Consider the following 18,209-nt stretch of genomic DNA (forward strand, 5'->3'; position numbering starts at 1 on the left):
GCGCGCGCCTTAACGGCAGACGCGACGCGGACCATAGGGGGTGTGTCTGACGAAGCAGCGCGGCGGGCCATAATAGCGCGGCGGCGGCGCGTAACGCGGCGGGCCATAACCCGGGCGACCATAAGCGCAGCGTCCGGAGGGCGTGCGCCAGCCGCCAGGGCCGCAGCCCTGCGCAACGTGGGTCACGAAGCCATCCGCCTGGGCGGGCTGCGCCAGTCCCGAAGCCGCGGGCATGGCGAACGCACCCGAGGCGAACAGCATGGCGCCAGCAAAAGCGCTGGCGGTCAGGGCGAGTTTCATTGTCACTCCTCCGCAATCAATCCTGCAAGGGAAACACCGATCCCTTTCAATAGTTGAATCAGACCATCGCTTTCCGGCGCAAACATGAAAAAGCCCGGGCAGCCGCCGGCAGCGCAAGAAGACGTGAAGCACGGTTAACAAATGGTATTCCCATTTGAAGACAGGCGCCTGGAAAATCCGCGCGGCCTCACGGCGCGCTCATCATGGCGAACAGATGGCGAATTCTGTGCAAATAGCCTGCGCCGGCGCCGCCGGGCGCGCCCGAACCGCCGGCGCAGGACCACAACGCCGCCAGCCCAGGAACAGCAACGCCGGGCTGAAAGCCAGCCCGGCGCAAAATGGCGTCCGTCTGCGGACGGCGCCGTGCAAAGCGACCGCTCCCGACAGGGCGGCGCGTGGACCACGCCGGCTGTCAGACAGCTTTCTTCGCCGCGAGCAGATCGCGGATTTCCGCGAGCAGCACAACATCGGCCGGCGTCTCCGGCGCCGCCTCTTCCTTCGCCTTCAGCCGGTTGATGCCGCGCACCACCAGGAACAGGATCCAGGCGATGATGAGAAAATTGACGGCCAGGGTGATGAAGCGGCCGTAGCCGATGACGGCGCCCTGCTTCTGGGCCTCGGCATAGGAGGTTGCGGTGACGTTCTTGCCCAGTGCGATGAAGTAATTGGTGAAATCGAGGCCGCCGGTAATCCAGCCGATGATGGGCATGAAGATATCAGACACCAGCGAGTTGACGATGCCGCTGAAGGCGGCGCCGATGATCACGCCGATCGCGAGATCAACAACATTGCCGCGCATGGCGAATTTTTTGAACTCACTCAACATCCTGCATTCCTCCTCGACCTCGACGTCGCAATATTTGTCTGGCGCATGTCCAGCGCGCCCGTCCCATGACAGCGGGCCGGTCTGCGGCCGCGTCATGATCCGCGCCCCGGAAACCTGCCACGCCTTCTTTGCTGGATAACCTGGCAAAGGTTATTGATCGTTACACAAACGCGCGCGCAGTATTATCCTGTCTGTTATTGACCGGCCACTTCGCGCCGTTGCGCGCGGCCGGCGCCTTTGCCCGGACGACAGGAGCTCCATGCCCGACAGCTGGATGGTGATCGCCGCTGCACTGCTTTATCTGTGCGCGCTGTTTGGCGTCGCATGGTTCTGCGACCGTCGCGGCGAACACTGGCTCGACGGGCGGCTGCGGGTGTTCATCTATCCGCTCACCATCGCCGTCTATTGCACGTCCTGGACGTTCTACGGCTCCGTCGGCTTCGCCGCCCGCTCCGGCCTCGACTTCCTGATGATCTACATAGGGCCCGCCCTGGCGCTGGTTCTCGGCGCCCGGCTCATCATGCGCATCATCGCGCTCAGCCGGGCGCAGAACATCACGTCCGTCGCCGATTTCGTGGCGGCGCGCTATGGCAAGAGCCAGAAAGTGGCGGCGGTTGTCGCCCTGATCGCCGTCACCGGCTCGGTTCCGTACATCGCCCTGCAACTCAAGGCCGTTTCGGTTTCCCTCACGACCTTTCTCGTCGCCATAGATGGAAAAACCGCGCCGTGGATGGGCTGGATCAGCGTGATGGCCGCCGGGGTGCTGGCCCTGTTCGCGATGGCTTTCGGCGCCCGGCGCGTCGACGCCACCGAACACCAGCAGGGCCTCGTCGCCGCGATCGCGGTGGAATCCATCGTCAAGCTGGCGGCGTTTCTCGCCGTGGGCCTGTTCATCACCTATGTGATGTTCGGCGGCGTGGCCGATATCGTCGCCCGCGCCGACGCCATTTCGCCCATGCGTTTTCTGGAGATGACCTCCAGTCCGCTCGATCTGGCGGCGCTGCTGCTGCTGTCGGCCTGCGCGGCGCTGCTGCTGCCGCGCCAGTTTCACATGATGGTGGTGGAGAACCGCCGGGCCGCCGACGCGCCGCGCATGGCGTGGATGTTCGCCGCCTATCTGGCGCTGATCAACCTGTTCGTCATTCCCATCGCGCTGGCCGGCATCTCGATGTTTCCCACGGCCGTCGACCGGGACATGACGCTGCTGCAACTGCCGCTGCACGCGGGCGCCGGGTGGGTGGCGCTGCTCGCCTTCATCGGCGGCCTCTCGGCCGCCACCGCCATGGTGATCGTCGATTCCGTCGCGCTGGCGATCATGATCTCCAACGATCTGGTGATGCCGGTGCTGCTGCGCTGGCGTTCGGCCCGGGCGGCGCGCGGCCTGCACATTCGCTCCGGCATGGGGCCGGTGGTGCTGGGCATCCGCCGCTGCGCCATTGTCGCCGTGATGGCGCTGGCCTGGTTTTACAACGAGAACGCCGCCAACGCCGCGCTGGCGGCTACCGGCCTGCTGTCGTTCGCCGCCATCGCCCAGATCGCGCCGCCGTTCATCGGCGGGCTGATCTGGCGCCGCGGCACGGCGCTGGGAGCGGTGGCGGGCCTCGGCGTTGGCTGGCTGGCCTGGGCCTGGATGCTGCTGTTGCCGGCGATCGCCGACCCGCAGAGCCTCGGCGGCTCCTTCCTCACCGGTCCCTTCGGGCTGCGCATCATCAACCCGGCGGTGTTGACCGGAGCCGGGCCGGAAAATATCACCCCGGGGGTCCTGTGGAGCCTTGGCCTCAACATTGTCTTCTATGTCACCTGTTCCCTGCTGCGTCCGGCCAGCGCCATCGAGCGCCTCCAGGCCTATGCGTTCCGTTCGCCCGAGCCGCGCATGAGCCAGAGCCCCATGCCGGTGCGCGGCGTCGCCACCTTCGATGACCTGTATGACGCGGTGACGCGTTATTTGGGTGAGGATCGCGCCCGCTCGGCCTTCGCCGGCTTCAACGCCACCCGCCAGGAGCCCGCCCGGGGGCCGGCGCCAGCGGACATCCAGACCATCCGCTTCGCCGAGCACCTGCTGGCCTCGGTGATTGGCGCCGCGTCGTCCCGGCTCATGCTGTCGCTGCTCAACAGCTCCGACAAGCTGTCGTCGAGCACGGCGATGGCGCTGCTGGACGACGCATCCGCCGCCATCCAGTACAATCGCGACGTGCTGCAGAACGCCCTCGACCACGCGCAGCAGGGCATCACGATTCTGGACCACGACATGCGGATTCTCGCCTGGAACCAGGCCTTCGTGGATCTGTACGACCTGCCGCCGGATTTCGTGCGCGTCGGCGTCGGTCTCGACGCGGTGGTGACCTTCAACGCCACCCGGGGCGCCTATGGGCCTGGCCATGTGGACGATCTGGTCGCCGACCGGCTCGCCAGCCTGCTCAGCGACGGCCCGCCCGCACGGGTCAAGCTGTTCCCGGGCGAAAGCGTCATCGAAATCCGCTCCAACAAGCTGCCCGGCGGCGGCTTCGTCACCACCTATACGGAGGTCACCCGGGAGGTGGAGGCGGAAGAGGCGCTGGAGGCCGCCTACGCCACGCTGGAAAAACGCGTGGAGGAGCGCACCCAGGAGCTGATGCGGCTGAACGTGGCGCTGACCAAAGCGAAATCCGCCGCCGACGAAGCCAACCAGTCGAAGACCCGCTTTCTCGCCGCCGCCAGCCACGACATCCTGCAACCGCTGAACGCCGCGCGCCTTTACGCCGCGGCGCTGGTGGAGCGGCCGGAAGGGGCCGGCGAGGCCCGGCCGATGATCGACAATATCGTCAGCTCCCTCGACGCGGTGGAGGAAATTCTCACGGCGCTGCTCGACATCTCGCGCCTCGACGCCGGGCAGATGCGGGCGGAGTTTTCCATTTTCCCGATCGGCCCCCTGCTCGACCAGCTGCAGCGCGAGTTCGCGCCGATGGCCCGCGAAAAGGGCCTGAAGCTGACGGTGCTGCCGTCATCCCTGCACGTGCGCTCGGACCGGAGACTGCTGCGACGGCTGTTGCAAAACCTTATTTCCAACGCCATCAAATACACGCCCTCCGGCAAGGTGCTGGTTGGCTGCCGCCGTCACGGCGACCGGCTGCGCGTCGCCGTGGCCGACACGGGCCTTGGCATACCTGAATCAAAACAGCGCCTCATCTTCCGTGAGTTCCAGCGCCTCGATCAGGGCATGCGCGAAGCGCGCGGCCTCGGCCTCGGGCTCTCCATCGTCGAGCGGATCGCCCATGTGCTGCATCACAAGGTGTCCGTGACGTCGACGCCGGGGCGCGGCTCGCTGTTCGCCGTGACGATGCCGGTGCGTGAGCCGGTGGCGACGCCGGATTCCGCCCGCCCGGCGCCGCCGCCGACGACGCCCCTCACCGGCATGCGCATTCTCGCCATCGACAATGAGCCGGCCATCCTGGAGGGCATGCGCGCCCTGCTGGAAGGCTGGGGCTGCGAAGTGGCGGCGGGCGGCAGCCTGGAGGAGGCCAACCGGGTCATCGGCGCGCGCCGCTTCGCGCCGGACATCGTCATCGCCGACTACCATCTGGATGAGGGCGACGGGCTGGAGGCGATCACCCGTCTGCGCTGGCGGCTGGGGCCGGGTCTGCACGCCGTGCTGCTGACCGCCGACCGCTCGCCGGAGGTGCGGGCGGAAGCGCAGAAGAAAAACGCCCACGTGCTGCACAAACCGCTGAAGCCGGCGGCCCTGCGCGCCCTGCTGACCCAGTGGCGGGCGCGGATGGAATAAAGCGCAGGGCGCGCCGCAACGTCGCCGCGCGTTTTCCCGAGATGATTTGTGGGGCTGCCCGAGGGGGAAACCGTGTGGGCGCCGCCGCGAAACGGCCGAACCGGGACGGCGGCAAAATTGGCCACGGATCTGTACACGCACGCAGCATGTAAAGATCGCGGTATTTTCAAAAGACTGAAGTTCAGTGCTTCAAAAATAACGCCGCAACGGTTGCCCGCTGCGGCGTCATGTGTCCGATCGGGATGGCGGCGCCTCAGGCGGCGGCGGCCTGGAGCTTCGGATAATAGGAGCCGCCGTCCTTCGCCATCTGGCGAAGCTGGGCGTTGGGGGTGAAGCGTTCGCCGTAAGTTGCGGCCAGGCGGTCGCACAGGGCGACGAACGCCGGCGCGCCCATGCCGTCGATATAGGATAGCACGCCGCCGGTGAACGGGGCGAAGCCGAAGCCAATGATCGAGCCGACGTCGGCCTCGCGCGGGTCGGTGACGATGCCTTCCCCGAAGCTGCGCGCCGCCTCCAGCGCCTGGACGACCAGCAGGCGTTGCTTCAGTTCGGTCACGTCCAGCGTATCGGGATCAAGCCTGGTTTTCTGCAACTTCGCCAGGCCCGGCCACAGCTGCTTCTGGCCCTTTTCGGGATAGTCGTAAAAGCCCTTGCCGTTCTTGCGGCCAAGACGCCCCTCGCCTTCCACCATGGTTTCCAGCAACGCCAGCTGGTCGGGATCGACCGCGTCGTCGCCAGCTTCTGCCTTCGTGGCGCGGGCAATGCGCAGGCCGAGATCCAGCGCCACCTCGTCATTGAGCGCCAGCGGTCCCACCGGCATGCCGGCCATGCGGCCGACATTCTCGATCATTGCCGGCGGCACGCCTTCCAGCAGCATGCGATGGCCTTCCTGGACATAGGCGCCGACGCAGCGGTTGGCGAAGAAGCCGCGCGCATCGTTGACGACGATCGGCGTCTTGCGGATGGCGCGGACGTAATCCATGGCCGTGGCCAGGGCCCTGTCGCCGGTCTGCCGGCCAATGATCAGCTCGACCAGCAGCATCTTCTCCACCGGCGAGAAGAAATGGATGCCGATGAAGTTGGCCGGACGCGACGAGGCCTTCGCCAGACCGCTGATCGGCAGGGTCGAGGTGTTGGAGGCGAAGATGACGTCGTCGCCGATCACGCTCTCGACCCTGGCGATCACCTCGGCCTTGACCTTCGGATCCTCGAACACCGCCTCGATCACCAGATCGCAGCCGGCCAGCGCCGCATAGTCGGGCGTCGCGGTGATGCGGTCCAGCAGGGCGGCTTTGGTTTCGGCGGTGGCGCGACCCTTGCGGATCTGCGCGTCGATCTGCGCTTCGGCATGGGCCTTGCCCCTGTCGGCGGCGGCCTGGTCGCGGTCAACCAGCACCACCTCCATGCCGGCCTGAGCGCTGACATAAGCGATGCCGGCCCCCATGAAGCCGGCGCCAACGACGCCAAGCTTGCGCAGCTTTGATTTCTCCACGCCCTTCGGCCGGCGGGCGCCCTTGTTCAGCTCGCCCATGGAGATGAACAGCGAACGGATCATCGCCGCCGCTTCCGGCGTGCGCAGGATGTGGGCGAAGTAACGGCTCTCGACCTGCAGGGCGAGATCCATCGGCAGTTGCAGGCCCTCATAGACGCTGGCCAGGATCGCCTTCGCCGCCGGGTAATTGTCGTAGGTTTCCTTGCGGTAGATGGCGTTGGCGGCCGGGAACACCTGCATGCCGACGGGCGAGAACACCTTGCCGGAGGGGTTCTTGAAGCCCTTGACGTCCCACGGGGCGACGCCCTTGCCGCCGCCAAGTATCCAGGCCCTGGCTTTGGCGATCACCTCACCCGGCGCGGCGGTTTCATGAACCAAGCCCATGGTTTTGGCCATGGACGGCTTGATCTGCTGGCCCTTGAACAGGAATTGCAGGGCGTCCGGCGTCGCCATCAGGCGGGCGATGCGCTGCGTGCCGCCACCACCAGGGAACAGGCCCACCTGGACTTCCGGCAGCCCCACCTTTGTGGCGCCGTCGTCGGCCATGACGCGGTAGTGGCAGGCGAGCACCAGCTCGAAACCGCCGCCGAGGGCGAGGCCGCGAATGGCGGCGGCCACCGGCTTGCCGCAGGTTTCCAGGCGACGATACAGCTGCGACAGGCGGCGGGTTTCGCCGAAAAAGACGCGCATGGCCTCTTCCGGGTCGCCTTTTGCGGCGCGCTGTTCGAATTCGACGCGGGCGCCCTGCAACATGTTGAGGTCGGCGCCGGCGGAGAAATTGTCCTTGCCGGATGTGATCACCGCGCCCTTGATGGCGTCGTCGGACGCAATGCGGTCGATCACCGCCGACAGCTCCTGCATCATCGCCAGGGTGATGACGTTCATGGGCGCGCCGGGTTGATCCCAGGTGACGAGCGCAACGCCGTCGGCGTCGACGTCGATGCGGAATTCCTTGAGACTCATTGGCTGTCTCCTGCTTTCCTGTACCGGAGGCTGTGGCCTCGCAACCAGCGTCAGACGCGCTCGATGATGGTGGCCGTGCCCATGCCGGCGCCGATGCACAGCGTGACGAGGGCGGTCTGTTTGCCGGTGCGCTCCAGCTCGTCCAGGGCCGTGCCCAGGATCATGGCGCCGGTGGCGCCGAGGGGGTGGCCCATGGCGATGGCGCCGCCATTCGGGTTCATGATCGCCGGGTCAATGTCGAAGGCCTGGAGGTAGCGCAGCACCACCGAGGCGAAAGCCTCGTTCAGCTCGAACAGGTCGATATCGCTGATCGCCATGCCGGCGTGGGCCAGCAGCTTTTTCGTTACGTCCACCGGGCCGGTGAGCATGATCGCCGGCTCCGAGCCGATATTGGCGAAGGCGCGGATGCGGGCGCGCGGCTTCAGCCCGGCTTTTTCACCGGCCTCCCTGTTGCCGATCAGCACGGCGGCGGCGCCGTCGACGATGCCGGAGGAATTGCCGGCGTGATGGACGTAATTGATGCGCTCGATTTCCGGGTGGGCCTGGATGGCGACGGAATCGAAACCGGCCATGCCGGCGAGCTGGGCGAACGACGGCTGCAACTGCGCCAGCGACTGCATGTCGGCGTTGGGACGCATATGCTCATCGCAGTCGAGGATGGTGACGCCGTTGAGGTCGCGCACCGGCGTGACGGATCTGGCGAACCGGCCCTCCGCCCAGGCCGCCGCCGCCCGTTGCTGGCTCTGCACCGCGTAAGCGTCAACATCGTCGCGGCTGAAGCCATATTTGGTGGCGATCAGGTCAGCCGAGACGCCCTGGGGCATGAAATAGGACTTGATGGCGATGGCGGGGTCCATGGGCCAGGCGCCGCCCGAGGCGCCCATGCCGACGCGGCTCATGGATTCAACGCCGCCGCCGATGGTCATGTCGTGCTGGCCTGCCATCACCTGGGCGGCGGCGAAATTCACCGAGTCGAGGCCGGATGCGCAGAAACGGTTGATCTGCACGCCAGGCACGTGATTGCCGTAATCGGCGGCGAGCGCGGCGGCGCGGGCGATGTCGCTGCCCGCCTCGCCCACCGGATCGACGCAGCCCATGACCACGTCGTCAACCAGCTTCGTATCGAGATTGTTGCGCTCGCGGATGGCGCCCAGCACCGTCGTCGCCAGCTTGAGGGTAGAGCACTCGTGCAGGGCGCCGTCCTTTTTGCCGCGACCACGCGGCGTGCGAACGGCGTCATAAATATATGCTTCAGCCATGACCGGCCTCCGGAATGAACCGCGACGCGATTTCAGGCGCCAGATCGCGCGGCAGGAAATGCGTCAGATCAACGTGGTGGAGCGTCGCCCGCGCGACGCTCCTGCTCTTCGCCCGGGTCCCCGTGTCCCCGGGCTCCTGGCGGCTCAGAACGCCTCGGCGGGCAACGCCATCACCGCGTCGGCGCCGGCGGAAATGCGGGCCAGCTGGGCGCCGGTTTCCGGCAGCATGCGCTGGGCGTAGAAATCGGCCAGCACGAACTTGGCTTCCAGCGCCGGCGTCAGGGTTTCGCCCGCCGCTTTTTTGGCGTGCAGCGCTTTCAGGATCTTCGCCCACATGTAGCCGATGGCGACCAGACCAAGCATGTGCATGTAATCGGTGCTGCCGGCGCCGGCGTTGTCCGGGTTCTTCAGGCCATTTTGCATGAACCACATGGTGGCCTGCTGCAGGTGGCCGGCGGATTTACCCAGCGCCTTCAGGAACGGGGCCAGCTTTTCATCGGCTTCGTTCTCACTGACGAACTGCTGCAATTCGCCGAAGAAGGCCATGGCGGCGCGGCCGCCGTTGCGCGGCAGCTTGCGGCCCACCAGGTCCAGCGCCTGGATGCCGTTGGCGCCCTCATAGATCATGGCGATGCGGGCGTCGCGAACGAACTGCTCGGCCCCCGTTTCCACGATATACCCGTGGCCGCCGAACATCTGCTGGGCCTTCACCGCATTGTCGAAGCCAACGTCAGTGAGCACGCCCTTCAGCACCGGCGTCATCAGGCCGAGCACCTCATCCGCCGCTTCCGCCGTCGCCTTGTCCGGCGAGCGGTGGGCGATGTCGGCCTTCAGCGCGTTCCACAGCACGAAGGCGCGGGCGCCCTCGTTGAAGGCGCGGATGGAGAGCAGGGTGCGGCGCACATCCGGATGAACGATGATTGGATCGGCGGGCTTGTCGGCGGCCTTGACGCCGGTGAGGGCGCGCCCCTGCAGCCGCTCTTTCGCGTATTGGGCGGCGTTCTGGTAGGCGACCTCGGACTGGGCCAGCCCCTGGATGGCGACGCCGAGGCGGGCCTCGTTCATCATCACGAACATGGCGTTCAGGCCGCGATTTTCCTCGCCGACCAGCCAGGCTGTGGCGCCATCATAATTCATGACGCAGGTGGCGTTGCCGTGAATGCCCATCTTGTGTTCGATGGAGCCGCAGCTGACGGCGTTGCGCGCGCCCGGCGTTCCATCGGCGTTGAGCAGGAACTTTGGCGCGACAAACAGGGAAATGCCCTTGACGCCCTCCGGAGCGCCCTCGATGCGGGCCAGCACCAGGTGAACGATGTTTTCCGTCAGGTCATGCTCGCCGGCGGAGATGAAAATCTTCGTGCCGGTGATGCGGAAGCTGCCGTCCGGCTGGCGCGCGGCTTTCGTTTTCAGCAGGCCAAGATCCGTGCCGCAGTGGGGCTCGGTGAGGTTCATGGTGCCGGTCCATTTGCCGGACAGCATGTTGGGCAGCCACGTCTGCTTCTGTTCATCGGAGCCATGCACATACAGCGCCGCGGCGGCGCCCATGGTCAGGCCCGGATACATGGCGAAAGCCATGTTGGCGGAGGACGAAAATTCGTTGATGGCGGCGGCGACGGTGTGCGGCAGGCCCTGCCCGCCGTATTCGGGGCTGGCGGCGAGCCCCATCCAGCCGCCGGCGGCGAATTCCGCATAAGCTTCCCGGAAGCCCTTCGGCGTGGCGACCGACCCGTCCTCGGCGCGGCGGCAGCCTTCCTGGTCGCCAGAGGCGTTGAGCGGTTGCAGGACTTCCTCGCAGACCCGGGCGCCCTCGACCAGGATGGCCTCCACCAGTTCGGGCGACGCATCCGCGAAGCCGGGCAGATTGCCATACTGTTCGATGTTCAGGACATCCCGCAGCAGGAACATCACGTCATCAACGGGCGCCTTGTAGGTGGACATGGGCAACTCCTGTGGGGCGAGCGCGCGTCGCCCAAGCGTCTTCGGGTCCGCCGGAACGGCAATGCCCCGCCGCCCCTTGCAGGGGTATCCCGGGGGCGGAGAGCAGATAGTTCACATATAAACCATCTGCGAACCGCCTTAAAGGCCCGCAAACGCAAAAAGCCGCCGCGCCCGCTGGCGATTGCAGTGGCGATGGCGACGGGGCATGCACCGCCGTGGCGCAAACATGTCTGATTACAATGACGTTTTTGCGGTCTATCGTCAGACGCGCGGCGCGCCCCTGACTTTGGTCGCAGATGACGGGAGTGGATCGCTCCCACCCACGCCGCCACGGATGCCCCGCAGCGCCACGATCGCGGCAACGTCCGGCGCCAACTGGCGCGCTGTCGGGGACGCAAAGACAAAGGGCCGCCTTCCGGCGACCCCTTCATGTATGTGCACTGGCATGTATGCGCGAACTGGCGGCGGCTCTTTACCCATTACGGGACAGGACAGGACCCACGGCCGGCAAGCCAACCGTCGCCGTTAGAGCTTGAGGCGGGCCACATGCGCGCGGCTGGCTTCCAGTTCGGTGATCGCGGCTTCGATATCGCGCTTCTGTGCTTCGAGGTGTCTGATCTGTTCGCTGATCTGGTCGACGGACAGGCGCAAGGTCAATCCGTTGGACGCGGAGTTGAAATCACCCTCGTTCCGCTCGATCATGCCGGCGATTTCACCGAGCGTGAAACCAAGCTGCTTGCCTTTCAGGATAATGGCGAGACGCTCACGATCCCGATCGCTGTACAGGCGGACCGCGCCGCGCCGGCCCGGGCGCAACAGCCCCTTGTCTTCATAGAAACGCAGGGCGCGCAGCGTCACCCCGAAGTCCCGCGCAAGATCACCGATCAGATAGTAACCAGCGGTGTTGGCGGCGTCCGCGCCCTTGTCTACATGCCTGGATTGCCCCGACGCAATGGAATGACTTGCATGGAGCTGATGAACGACTTCGTGGTTCACAATAATCCCCCCCACAGGAATGTGCGCGTAAATATCGTCGCTCAATTTTCTGTGATCCGCAACCGCAACGTCATGCTTCCGTTGCATGCATGGGCGGGGGAAGCGGCGGTTATCCCGTTAACACTTCATTTACTATCTTTGCAGATAGTGGAGACACACAGGCCTGCATGCCGGCGATGCGCCGGGGAACCGCCTGAAAACCTTGAATTTCAATAGCTTGCACGGGCAGCGACACAATTGCCGCGCCAGCAGGATGGCGAACCATGACCCGAACGGCCAGCCCCGCCTCCACATCCCGGCAAGGCATGCGGCGCATTGACGCAACCATAGGTCGCATCAACGCGGCGCCACACAACCAGCCAGTCAATGACCGGATTGCAGCCCGTCTGGCGCGCTATGCGGATGGCGCGCCTGCAGATTTCGCATGCACGCCCCCGGCTCCCGCGCCGAAAGGGCGCGACCAGGCCGCCGCCGTCCCCCTTCCCGGGAGCGATACGGACAGCCTTCTGCGCCGGATCGGCGAGGAAACCGCCCGCCGCATCGAGGCTTCCATTGCGGCAACCCTTGGCGAGGCCATCGCGACCCTGCGCGGCGATATCGCCGCGCACGCCGTCGACGGCGGACGCTTCGCCATGCTTGACGCCCGCCTGGAAGCCCTGGAGGCTGCGGGCCCCGGGATCGCGCGCGCCATCACCAGCGCCATGGATGAGCGTCTCGACGTCGTTGACGACCACCTGGCGGATCTGACGCGCACGCTGACCCGGCACCCGGCCTGGGATCTCGAGAACGGGCTCCAGCAGCTGGACGCCCGCCTTGCGACGCTGGCTGACGCGGCGGGTGAGAGCGCGCTGCGCCAGGTTTCTGCCGACGCCATGCGCCAGATTGTCGACGACGCGCTGCGCAACCTGCCGCAGCCCACGCTTCCGGACCTTGAAGCCAGCGTAACGCAACCGGTGCTGGCGGCCATCGACGCCGCCGTCGCGCGCTTCGCCGCCACCCAAAAACCGGAGAAGGAGCGTGAGGAGCCCCGCCCGGTCGCAGCGATGCCGGCGGTCAGCGACTTCTCCCTTGCGCACGCCATCCGTGATGACATGGCGGCGGCGCAGGCCGGGCACGCCCAGGACATCCGCTCGATGGCGACGCGGCTTGGCGCGCTACAGGACAGCGTGTCGGCGCTGACCGAGCAGTTGCGCGCGGCCCGTGAGGCGTCCGAGCGCGCGGACATGCTCGCCCACGCCAACGCCATGGCCGTCGCCGGCCCCCGCGGCGATATCACTACAGCGCCCGCTGAAGCCCCCCCTGCCCCCGCCAGTCGCCCCGCGACCTTCCTGCCTGCCGAGCCGTCCGCCGCGCCCGTTCGCCAGACGCCGGCCGGGGCGCCAACGCCGTCAGAAATGAAATCGCGGCTGATCGCGGCGGCGCGACGCGCCAATGCGACAGGCCGGGACACCTGGCGTGACGGCCGCCCGGCGGAACGGACGCCGACGCCGGCCATCCGGCGCGACAGGGCCATGGCGCGCTGGCTGCGCGGCAAGGGGCTGCTGTGGGTTGCGGCCGTCGTCATCGGGGCTGGCTCGGTGCCGCTGCTGGCGCCGGCCCTGCGCGCATTGCCAGACGCGATCCTGCCGCCTTCCGGAGAGACTGCCGGTCAGCCAGCGGCGCGGGCGCCGGAAAAGATCGGCAGCCACCTCACCACGTCGGCGCACCCGGCCTCGATCGTCGATGATCCGGCGGCGCTTTACGCCCTGGGCGACCGCATCGCCGAAGGCTCCGCCACGGGGTCGCCCAAACTCGCGGCCAGCCTGCTGGAGAAAGCGGCGGAGCGCGGCCAGGCGCCAGCCCAGTATCGCATCGCGCGGCTGTATGAGAAGGGCGCCGGCGTTGCAAAGGACGCCCGCCGCGCCCGCTCCTGGTACGCGCGCGCCGCCGGCCAGGGCAATGTGCGCGCCATGCACAACCTGGCGGTGATGTACGCCGACGGTTCGCTGGGGCAGGCCGACTACGGCGCCGCAGCGACCTGGTTCCGCAAGGCCGCCGAACGGGGGCTGGGCGACAGCCAGTACAATCTGGGCGTGCTGCTGGCGAGAGGCCTCGCCGGCAAGGCGGACCCGGCCGAAGCCTGGATGTGGTTCGACATCGGCGCGCGCGGCGGCGATCAGGAAGCCGCGGCGCGGCGCAACGAAATCGCCGCCAGCCTCACCCCGGAGGCCCTGCAAGCCGCGCGGGAAGCCGCCGCCGCCTGGCGGTCCGCGCCGGTCGACGCGCAGGCCAACGACCCGCCGGCGACCGCCGGAGCCGGGACCACGGCGGGCGCGCAACCGGCAAAGAACGCTCATCCGGTCCAGGAACCTGTCTGATCCGCCCGTCTGACGCGCCTGTCTGACCGGCCCGTCCGGGGCGCGCGCCGCACATCATTGGACCGGCTGGGTCTGGCGTTTTTTTTTCCAGGCCAGGCGCCGCGCCTTGCGTGCCGGAGCGACGCCCGCCGGCCCGGCCATCTCCCCCGGCGGGGAAACCAGCCGGAACGTCTGACGGAAGCGCCGGAACGCCAGCGCCATTGACATCAGGCGGCGTGTTTCACGATATGCCGGATCAGCAACGACGCCGCCGGAGGACCAGCCATGCCGCCGATCACGCCACGGGGACGTGAAATCAACGCGGACGCCGCGCGCCCCCTCGACGCCATCTCCCTGGCGCGGACCATGTTGAGATCAGCGAAAACCGCAGCGATCGCAACGCTGGACCCAGGCGGCTACCCCTACAGCACCGCCACCAACATTGCCGTGGACGACGCCGGCAAGCCTTTCATCTACATGGCCGGCCTTTCGCTGCACGCCCGCAATATCGCGCTGGACGACCGCGTCTCCATCACCATCGCCGATATGGACAAGGACGTGCTGACCACACCGCGCCTCAGCCTTGTGGGACGCGCCCGGCGGGTGGAGGGCGCGGCGTATGAAACGTTGAAGCAGCGTTATATGGAGCGTTTCCCCAAGTCGAAGCTGTACCTGGCGCTGCCGGACAGCAGCATCTTCTATATCGAGACGGAAGCCGTACAGCTGAACGGCGGCCCGACGCAGAACGCGAACTCCGTAACGCCCCTGGACCTTGTGGAAGATCTGGCGCCAACGACGGCAGGGTGACAGGCAAACGTCCGGGCATGCCGCGAAGGACGCATCCACCATGTGCCGGCATGGCGCGCCGCCACCCCTGGTTCATGGCGCGCACCAGGCCATCACAGAACGGAACATCGCCAGAAGGGCGGGACGGTTTCGGCGTGGCCCGGCCGGATACTTCCCAAGTCTTCTGAACCAAGTGTTTGAACCAGATGTTCTGAATGGCAAAAGCGGCGGGCGGCCCGGGGGGCGATCGCCGGGCGTCTTCCCCTGCCCGCCAGATTTCGCGCAGGCGTCATCCCGAAAAGGATCGGGCCGCCATTCCCGTTCACCGGGCGGGTCGCTGCGACGCCAGGATCGCCGCATATTGTGAGCGCAGACATATCGACCCATTGCGCTGTTCGATGGTTAACTCCGGAACCCAGGTTTTTCTGGTCACACAGGAGCGCACCATGTCCGTGTCCCGCCGCACCCTACTCGCCACCCTTGTCGCCGCCCCGCTGGCAGCCGCCTTGCCTCTCGCCAGCGCGCCGGCGCAGGCGCGCACGGCAGCGCAGACCGTCGACGTTCGCGGCCTGGGCGGCGTCGCCGTCGACAGCTTCAATGTCCGCGTTTTGTCGGTTGATCTGCCAACGCGCACCGTGCAGGTAGAGCGCAGGGGCCGCCAGTGGCGGGTCACCCTTCCGGAAGAGTTCGGCAGCCTGAACGCGCTGCGCCGCCGCGATCGCCTGCAAATCAACCGGGTCGAGAGCGCGCTGGTCTCCGTGGACCCCGCCCAGCGGGGCGCGCGGCCTGACGTGGCGTTCTCCACCGCGCGTAACGACGGCATGTTTGGCAACCTGCCCGCGCGCTGGGTGGTCCGCAATGTAACGGTGACGGCCAGATTCACCAGCTTTGACGCCGCGCGCGGAACGGTCAGCTACGAGGGACCGGAAGGCGCACGCACGGTTCGCGTGACCGATCCCGCTGTCGTCACGGCGCTCCAGAGGCTGAAAAAGGGCGATATGGTCCGCCTGTCATTCACCGAGGCCACGGAGTTCGTCCTGACGCCGCGTAACTGACGACGCCGGGAGCCGGCTCCACGCGCGGCGTCCCGCGGGCAACGTACTGGCGTTGCCCGAAAAGCTCATCATACGCCCGGAAGGAACGCCGTTATTTGCAAGCCTGGCTCCGCCCAGCGGCCAGATCACAGACTGGGCGCCCAGCGCATGGTCAAACGCACAGCTTGCCGTTGCCCCTGAAACCATGCAGCATGGCGTGAAATGGCGAGCAACTTTGGCGACCATGGGTCATTCCTGGCCCTGATCAGGTAGCGTTACGGAAAACGGCTCTGTTTCCAACACCGCCGTGGAAGGGATGCAGATGGTCCGCAAACCTTCGCAAGCAGCTTTGCGTTTGCAATCGCGGCGTATCCAGGCAGGAGCATGACGTTTCCGGCGGGATGGGCCAGGATGGAACAGTTCGACGCGGCCAGACGTTAGACCGCCAACCGAAAAAAGGGAGCATCGCCCGGAGAAAGCCCGGTGGATTGAAGATAACTGTTCCGCAACCGGCGCCATTTGGGCGCCGGCTGCGGAACAGCTTAATCGGAGTGAGTAAAAGCAGTATACACTTCGGCGCGCCGAATGCAACTACTGAATTCACTTGCGATTAATCAGACATCGGCGCGCAGGATTTCCTGCGAGCTTTTGCCGACTGGTGATGTTTTGCTTACCCTTCACAGATGTTTGTGCGTATTGCTTTTTGATCCAGATGCAATTGTTGCCAATACGCTACAGACATACGCCGTCGATGGGTGTAAGCCCGTTGGGCTGGCGGAGAGTGCTGCAAAAGCTCCCTATCGCAAGCTTTCAGGAATGGAGTGAGTGATGAAAAAAATTCTTCTTGCAGGCGTCGCCGCCGCCACCATGCTGGCCGCCGGCTCCGCTTTCGCTGCTGACCTGCCGTCGCGCAAGTACGAGCCGGTCGCCCCGGTGGTCGTGGTTCCCGTGTTCACCTGGACCGGCTTCTACGTCGGCGTGAACGCCGGCTACGCCTGGAACACCAACAATAACAACAACAACTACCTGTATGGCGCGCCCGTCTACAACGCGTACTACGGCTGGGGCGACTCCGGCAACGACGGCGGCTTCACCGGCGGCGGCCAGATCGGTTACAATTATCAGATCGGCCAGTTCGTGATCGGCGCCGAAGCCGACATCCAGTACGCCGACCTCGGCGGCAAGAACAACTACGGCTACGGCAACCAGGGCATGGACTGGTTCGGCACCGTGCGCGCCCGCGCCGGTTTCGCCATTGACCGCGCCCTGATCTACGTGACCGGTGGTTTCGCCTACGGCGGCGGCGGCAACAACAACAGATTCTACGGCTACGATTACGGCTATTACGCCGGCAATGGCGACAACACCGCCACCGGCTGGACCATCGGCGGCGGTCTCGAGTATGCCTTCACCGATAACCTGACCGCCAAGATCGAAGGCCTGTATGTCAGCCTCGATCGCGGCAACAGCGATGTCTACCTCCCGGGCGCCGCCCTGGCGAGCCTGTACTACTCGGGCGGCAACAAGAACAACGAGTTCGGCGTCGTCCGCGTCGGCGTGAACTACAAGTTTTGAATAATTCGGGGAATTCCCCCGTTCTATCAGGAGCCCGGCAGCGTTGCTGCCGGGTTTTTTCATGTTCCAAAATACGGGCAACCTCAACGATGCCTGTCGTGGTGGAAGTGGCGAGGCCCCCAACATGGATCAGGCATGCGGCTGTTGCTCCGGCGCTGCGGACGAACTGCAGCGACGCGGGTTCTGCTACCGGACGGTGAAAGGCGGCCGGGACTGGTGCCGCTACGGCAAGTAAACCTTCCCTCCCCTGTGCACGACGATCCCCGACGTCATTTGGCGGTGCAATGACCCTTGCTCGACGTGGGCGGAACCGGGTGCATGAAGGTCCCTGTCCCTGGCGATTTGCCGGCGGCTGGACGGGCGGGATCAGAACCCAACGGTTCCATCCCGCTCTGCGGGCGTAGTTCAGTGGTAGAACGACAGCTTCCCAAAGACAGTCATTTACATATTCTTCCATAACTGTTTGCGGAAAACTTCCGGATCCATCACATCACAAATCCGGATTTCCATTTTTCCTGACGTCTAACCTTTCAGGTCCACACACCACACCAAAGCGAACTCAACATTGCGGATTGTCCCCGGAAGCTCCGCAGTTCTCACACCACGTTCGACCCCATCAGCGGTGACAGTACCCGTACCACATCTGGAAAAACGCGACGGGAAATCCACCCCCGATCCCGTTGTCCCACCACCTGATTGCCGTGACCCTCCGGGCTTCCACGATCTGGAGGGGAACAACGCATGTCCAGAAAAGCAAAATCACCCGAACCCGTCGTCACCGACATGTCGATCATCGAGAAGGCGGTCGCGGAAGCGCGGGAGATGATGTCGAACGGCAGCACCAAGATTGTAACCGCTGTTCTCAGGCCACGGCCTTGATTGGGTCCGAGGCGTAGGCCCATGGCAGCAGTTCGTCGATCTGGCTTTGCGGATGTCCGGCGACG

Annotated in this window: 13 protein-coding genes; 7 read left to right on the plus strand and 6 right to left on the minus strand. The window is 65.9% G+C overall.

The window, feature by feature from the left end:
• Positions 1–9: 9 nt before the first annotated feature.
• Both EV666_RS16295 and mscL read right to left on the minus strand, forming a co-directional pair.
• A complete protein-coding gene (locus EV666_RS16295; RefSeq protein WP_132010474.1) occupies positions 10–300 on the minus strand; it encodes a GCG_CRPN prefix-to-repeats domain-containing protein in 291 nt (96 codons plus the stop codon).
• Between the two features lie 412 nt (positions 301–712).
• Entirely contained in the window at positions 713–1,126 is a 414-nt protein-coding gene (mscL, locus tag EV666_RS16300; RefSeq protein WP_132010499.1) for a large conductance mechanosensitive channel protein MscL, read from the minus strand.
• Between the two features lie 259 nt (positions 1,127–1,385).
• Between mscL and EV666_RS16305 the strand changes: the two genes are divergently transcribed.
• Positions 1,386–4,886 (plus strand): PAS domain-containing hybrid sensor histidine kinase/response regulator, encoded by a 3,501-nt coding sequence (locus tag EV666_RS16305; RefSeq protein ID WP_132010476.1) that lies wholly within the window; start codon positions 1,386–1,388, stop codon positions 4,884–4,886.
• Between the two features lie 253 nt (positions 4,887–5,139).
• Here EV666_RS16305 and EV666_RS16310 read toward each other — a convergent pair whose 3' ends face one another.
• The 4 genes from EV666_RS16310 to EV666_RS16325 all read right to left on the minus strand — a co-directional run bounded on the left by EV666_RS16310 (position 5,140) and on the right by EV666_RS16325 (position 11,426).
• Positions 5,140–7,341 carry a 3-hydroxyacyl-CoA dehydrogenase NAD-binding domain-containing protein gene (locus EV666_RS16310; protein WP_132010478.1) on the minus strand — a complete coding sequence of 734 codons (2,202 nt, stop codon included), beginning with the start codon at positions 7,339–7,341 and terminating at the stop codon, positions 5,140–5,142.
• Positions 7,342–7,391: 50 nt separating this feature from the next.
• Entirely contained in the window at positions 7,392–8,600 is a 1,209-nt protein-coding gene (locus tag EV666_RS16315) for an acetyl-CoA C-acetyltransferase (RefSeq protein WP_132010480.1), read from the minus strand.
• Between the two features lie 144 nt (positions 8,601–8,744).
• Entirely contained in the window at positions 8,745–10,538 is a 1,794-nt protein-coding gene (locus EV666_RS16320; RefSeq protein ID WP_132010482.1) for an acyl-CoA dehydrogenase C-terminal domain-containing protein, read from the minus strand.
• A gap of 525 nt (positions 10,539–11,063) precedes the next feature.
• Positions 11,064–11,426 (minus strand): MerR family transcriptional regulator, encoded by a 363-nt coding sequence (locus tag EV666_RS16325; RefSeq protein WP_376886275.1) that lies wholly within the window; start codon positions 11,424–11,426, stop codon positions 11,064–11,066.
• 371 nt (positions 11,427–11,797) lie between these two features.
• Here EV666_RS16325 and EV666_RS16330 point away from each other — a divergent pair, with 371 nt between their 5' ends.
• The 6 genes from EV666_RS16330 to EV666_RS18340 all read left to right on the plus strand — a co-directional run bounded on the left by EV666_RS16330 (position 11,798) and on the right by EV666_RS18340 (position 18,144).
• Complete coding sequence (locus tag EV666_RS16330) at positions 11,798–13,891, plus strand: tetratricopeptide repeat protein (RefSeq protein WP_132010486.1); 2,094 nt, start codon at positions 11,798–11,800, stop codon at positions 13,889–13,891.
• Positions 13,892–14,155: 264 nt separating this feature from the next.
• Complete coding sequence (locus EV666_RS16335) at positions 14,156–14,677, plus strand: HugZ family pyridoxamine 5'-phosphate oxidase (protein ID WP_132010488.1); 522 nt, start codon at positions 14,156–14,158, stop codon at positions 14,675–14,677.
• 425 nt (positions 14,678–15,102) lie between these two features.
• Entirely contained in the window at positions 15,103–15,711 is a 609-nt protein-coding gene (locus EV666_RS16340; protein WP_132010490.1) for a hypothetical protein, read from the plus strand.
• Positions 15,712–16,275: 564 nt separating this feature from the next.
• Positions 16,276–16,515, plus strand: a complete 240-nt coding sequence (locus EV666_RS16345) for a hypothetical protein (protein WP_132010492.1) — start codon at positions 16,276–16,278, stop codon at positions 16,513–16,515.
• A gap of 3 nt (positions 16,516–16,518) precedes the next feature.
• Complete coding sequence (locus EV666_RS16350; RefSeq protein ID WP_132010493.1) at positions 16,519–17,265, plus strand: outer membrane beta-barrel protein; 747 nt, start codon at positions 16,519–16,521, stop codon at positions 17,263–17,265.
• 741 nt (positions 17,266–18,006) lie between these two features.
• Entirely contained in the window at positions 18,007–18,144 is a 138-nt protein-coding gene (locus EV666_RS18340; RefSeq protein WP_165910058.1) for a hypothetical protein, read from the plus strand.
• The last annotated feature ends 65 nt before the right edge of the window (positions 18,145–18,209 follow it).

This window comes from Camelimonas lactis, from assembly GCF_004342915.1.
Taxonomy (GTDB): domain Bacteria; phylum Pseudomonadota; class Alphaproteobacteria; order Rhizobiales; family Beijerinckiaceae; genus Camelimonas; species Camelimonas lactis.

Excerpts from the sequence above, each read along its gene's own strand:
- EV666_RS16295 (WP_132010474.1), bottom strand. The coding sequence starts at position 300 with ATGAAACTCGCCCTGACCGCCAGCGCTTTTGCTGGCGCCATGCTGTTC.
- mscL (WP_132010499.1), bottom strand. The coding sequence starts at position 1,126 with ATGTTGAGTGAGTTCAAAAAATTCGCCATGCGCGGCAATGTTGTTGAT.
- EV666_RS16305 (WP_132010476.1), top strand. The coding sequence starts at position 1,386 with ATGCCCGACAGCTGGATGGTGATCGCCGCTGCACTGCTTTATCTGTGC.
- EV666_RS16310 (WP_132010478.1), bottom strand. The coding sequence starts at position 7,341 with ATGAGTCTCAAGGAATTCCGCATCGACGTCGACGCCGACGGCGTTGCG.
- EV666_RS16315 (WP_132010480.1), bottom strand. The coding sequence starts at position 8,600 with ATGGCTGAAGCATATATTTATGACGCCGTTCGCACGCCGCGTGGTCGC.
- EV666_RS16320 (WP_132010482.1), bottom strand. The coding sequence starts at position 10,538 with ATGTCCACCTACAAGGCGCCCGTTGATGACGTGATGTTCCTGCTGCGG.
- EV666_RS16330 (WP_132010486.1), top strand. The coding sequence starts at position 11,798 with ATGACCCGAACGGCCAGCCCCGCCTCCACATCCCGGCAAGGCATGCGG.
- EV666_RS16335 (WP_132010488.1), top strand. The coding sequence starts at position 14,156 with ATGCCGCCGATCACGCCACGGGGACGTGAAATCAACGCGGACGCCGCG.
- EV666_RS16340 (WP_132010490.1), top strand. The coding sequence starts at position 15,103 with ATGTCCGTGTCCCGCCGCACCCTACTCGCCACCCTTGTCGCCGCCCCG.
- EV666_RS16345 (WP_132010492.1), top strand. The coding sequence starts at position 16,276 with ATGCAACTACTGAATTCACTTGCGATTAATCAGACATCGGCGCGCAGG.
- EV666_RS16350 (WP_132010493.1), top strand. The coding sequence starts at position 16,519 with ATGAAAAAAATTCTTCTTGCAGGCGTCGCCGCCGCCACCATGCTGGCC.
- EV666_RS18340 (WP_165910058.1), top strand. The coding sequence starts at position 18,007 with ATGTCCAGAAAAGCAAAATCACCCGAACCCGTCGTCACCGACATGTCG.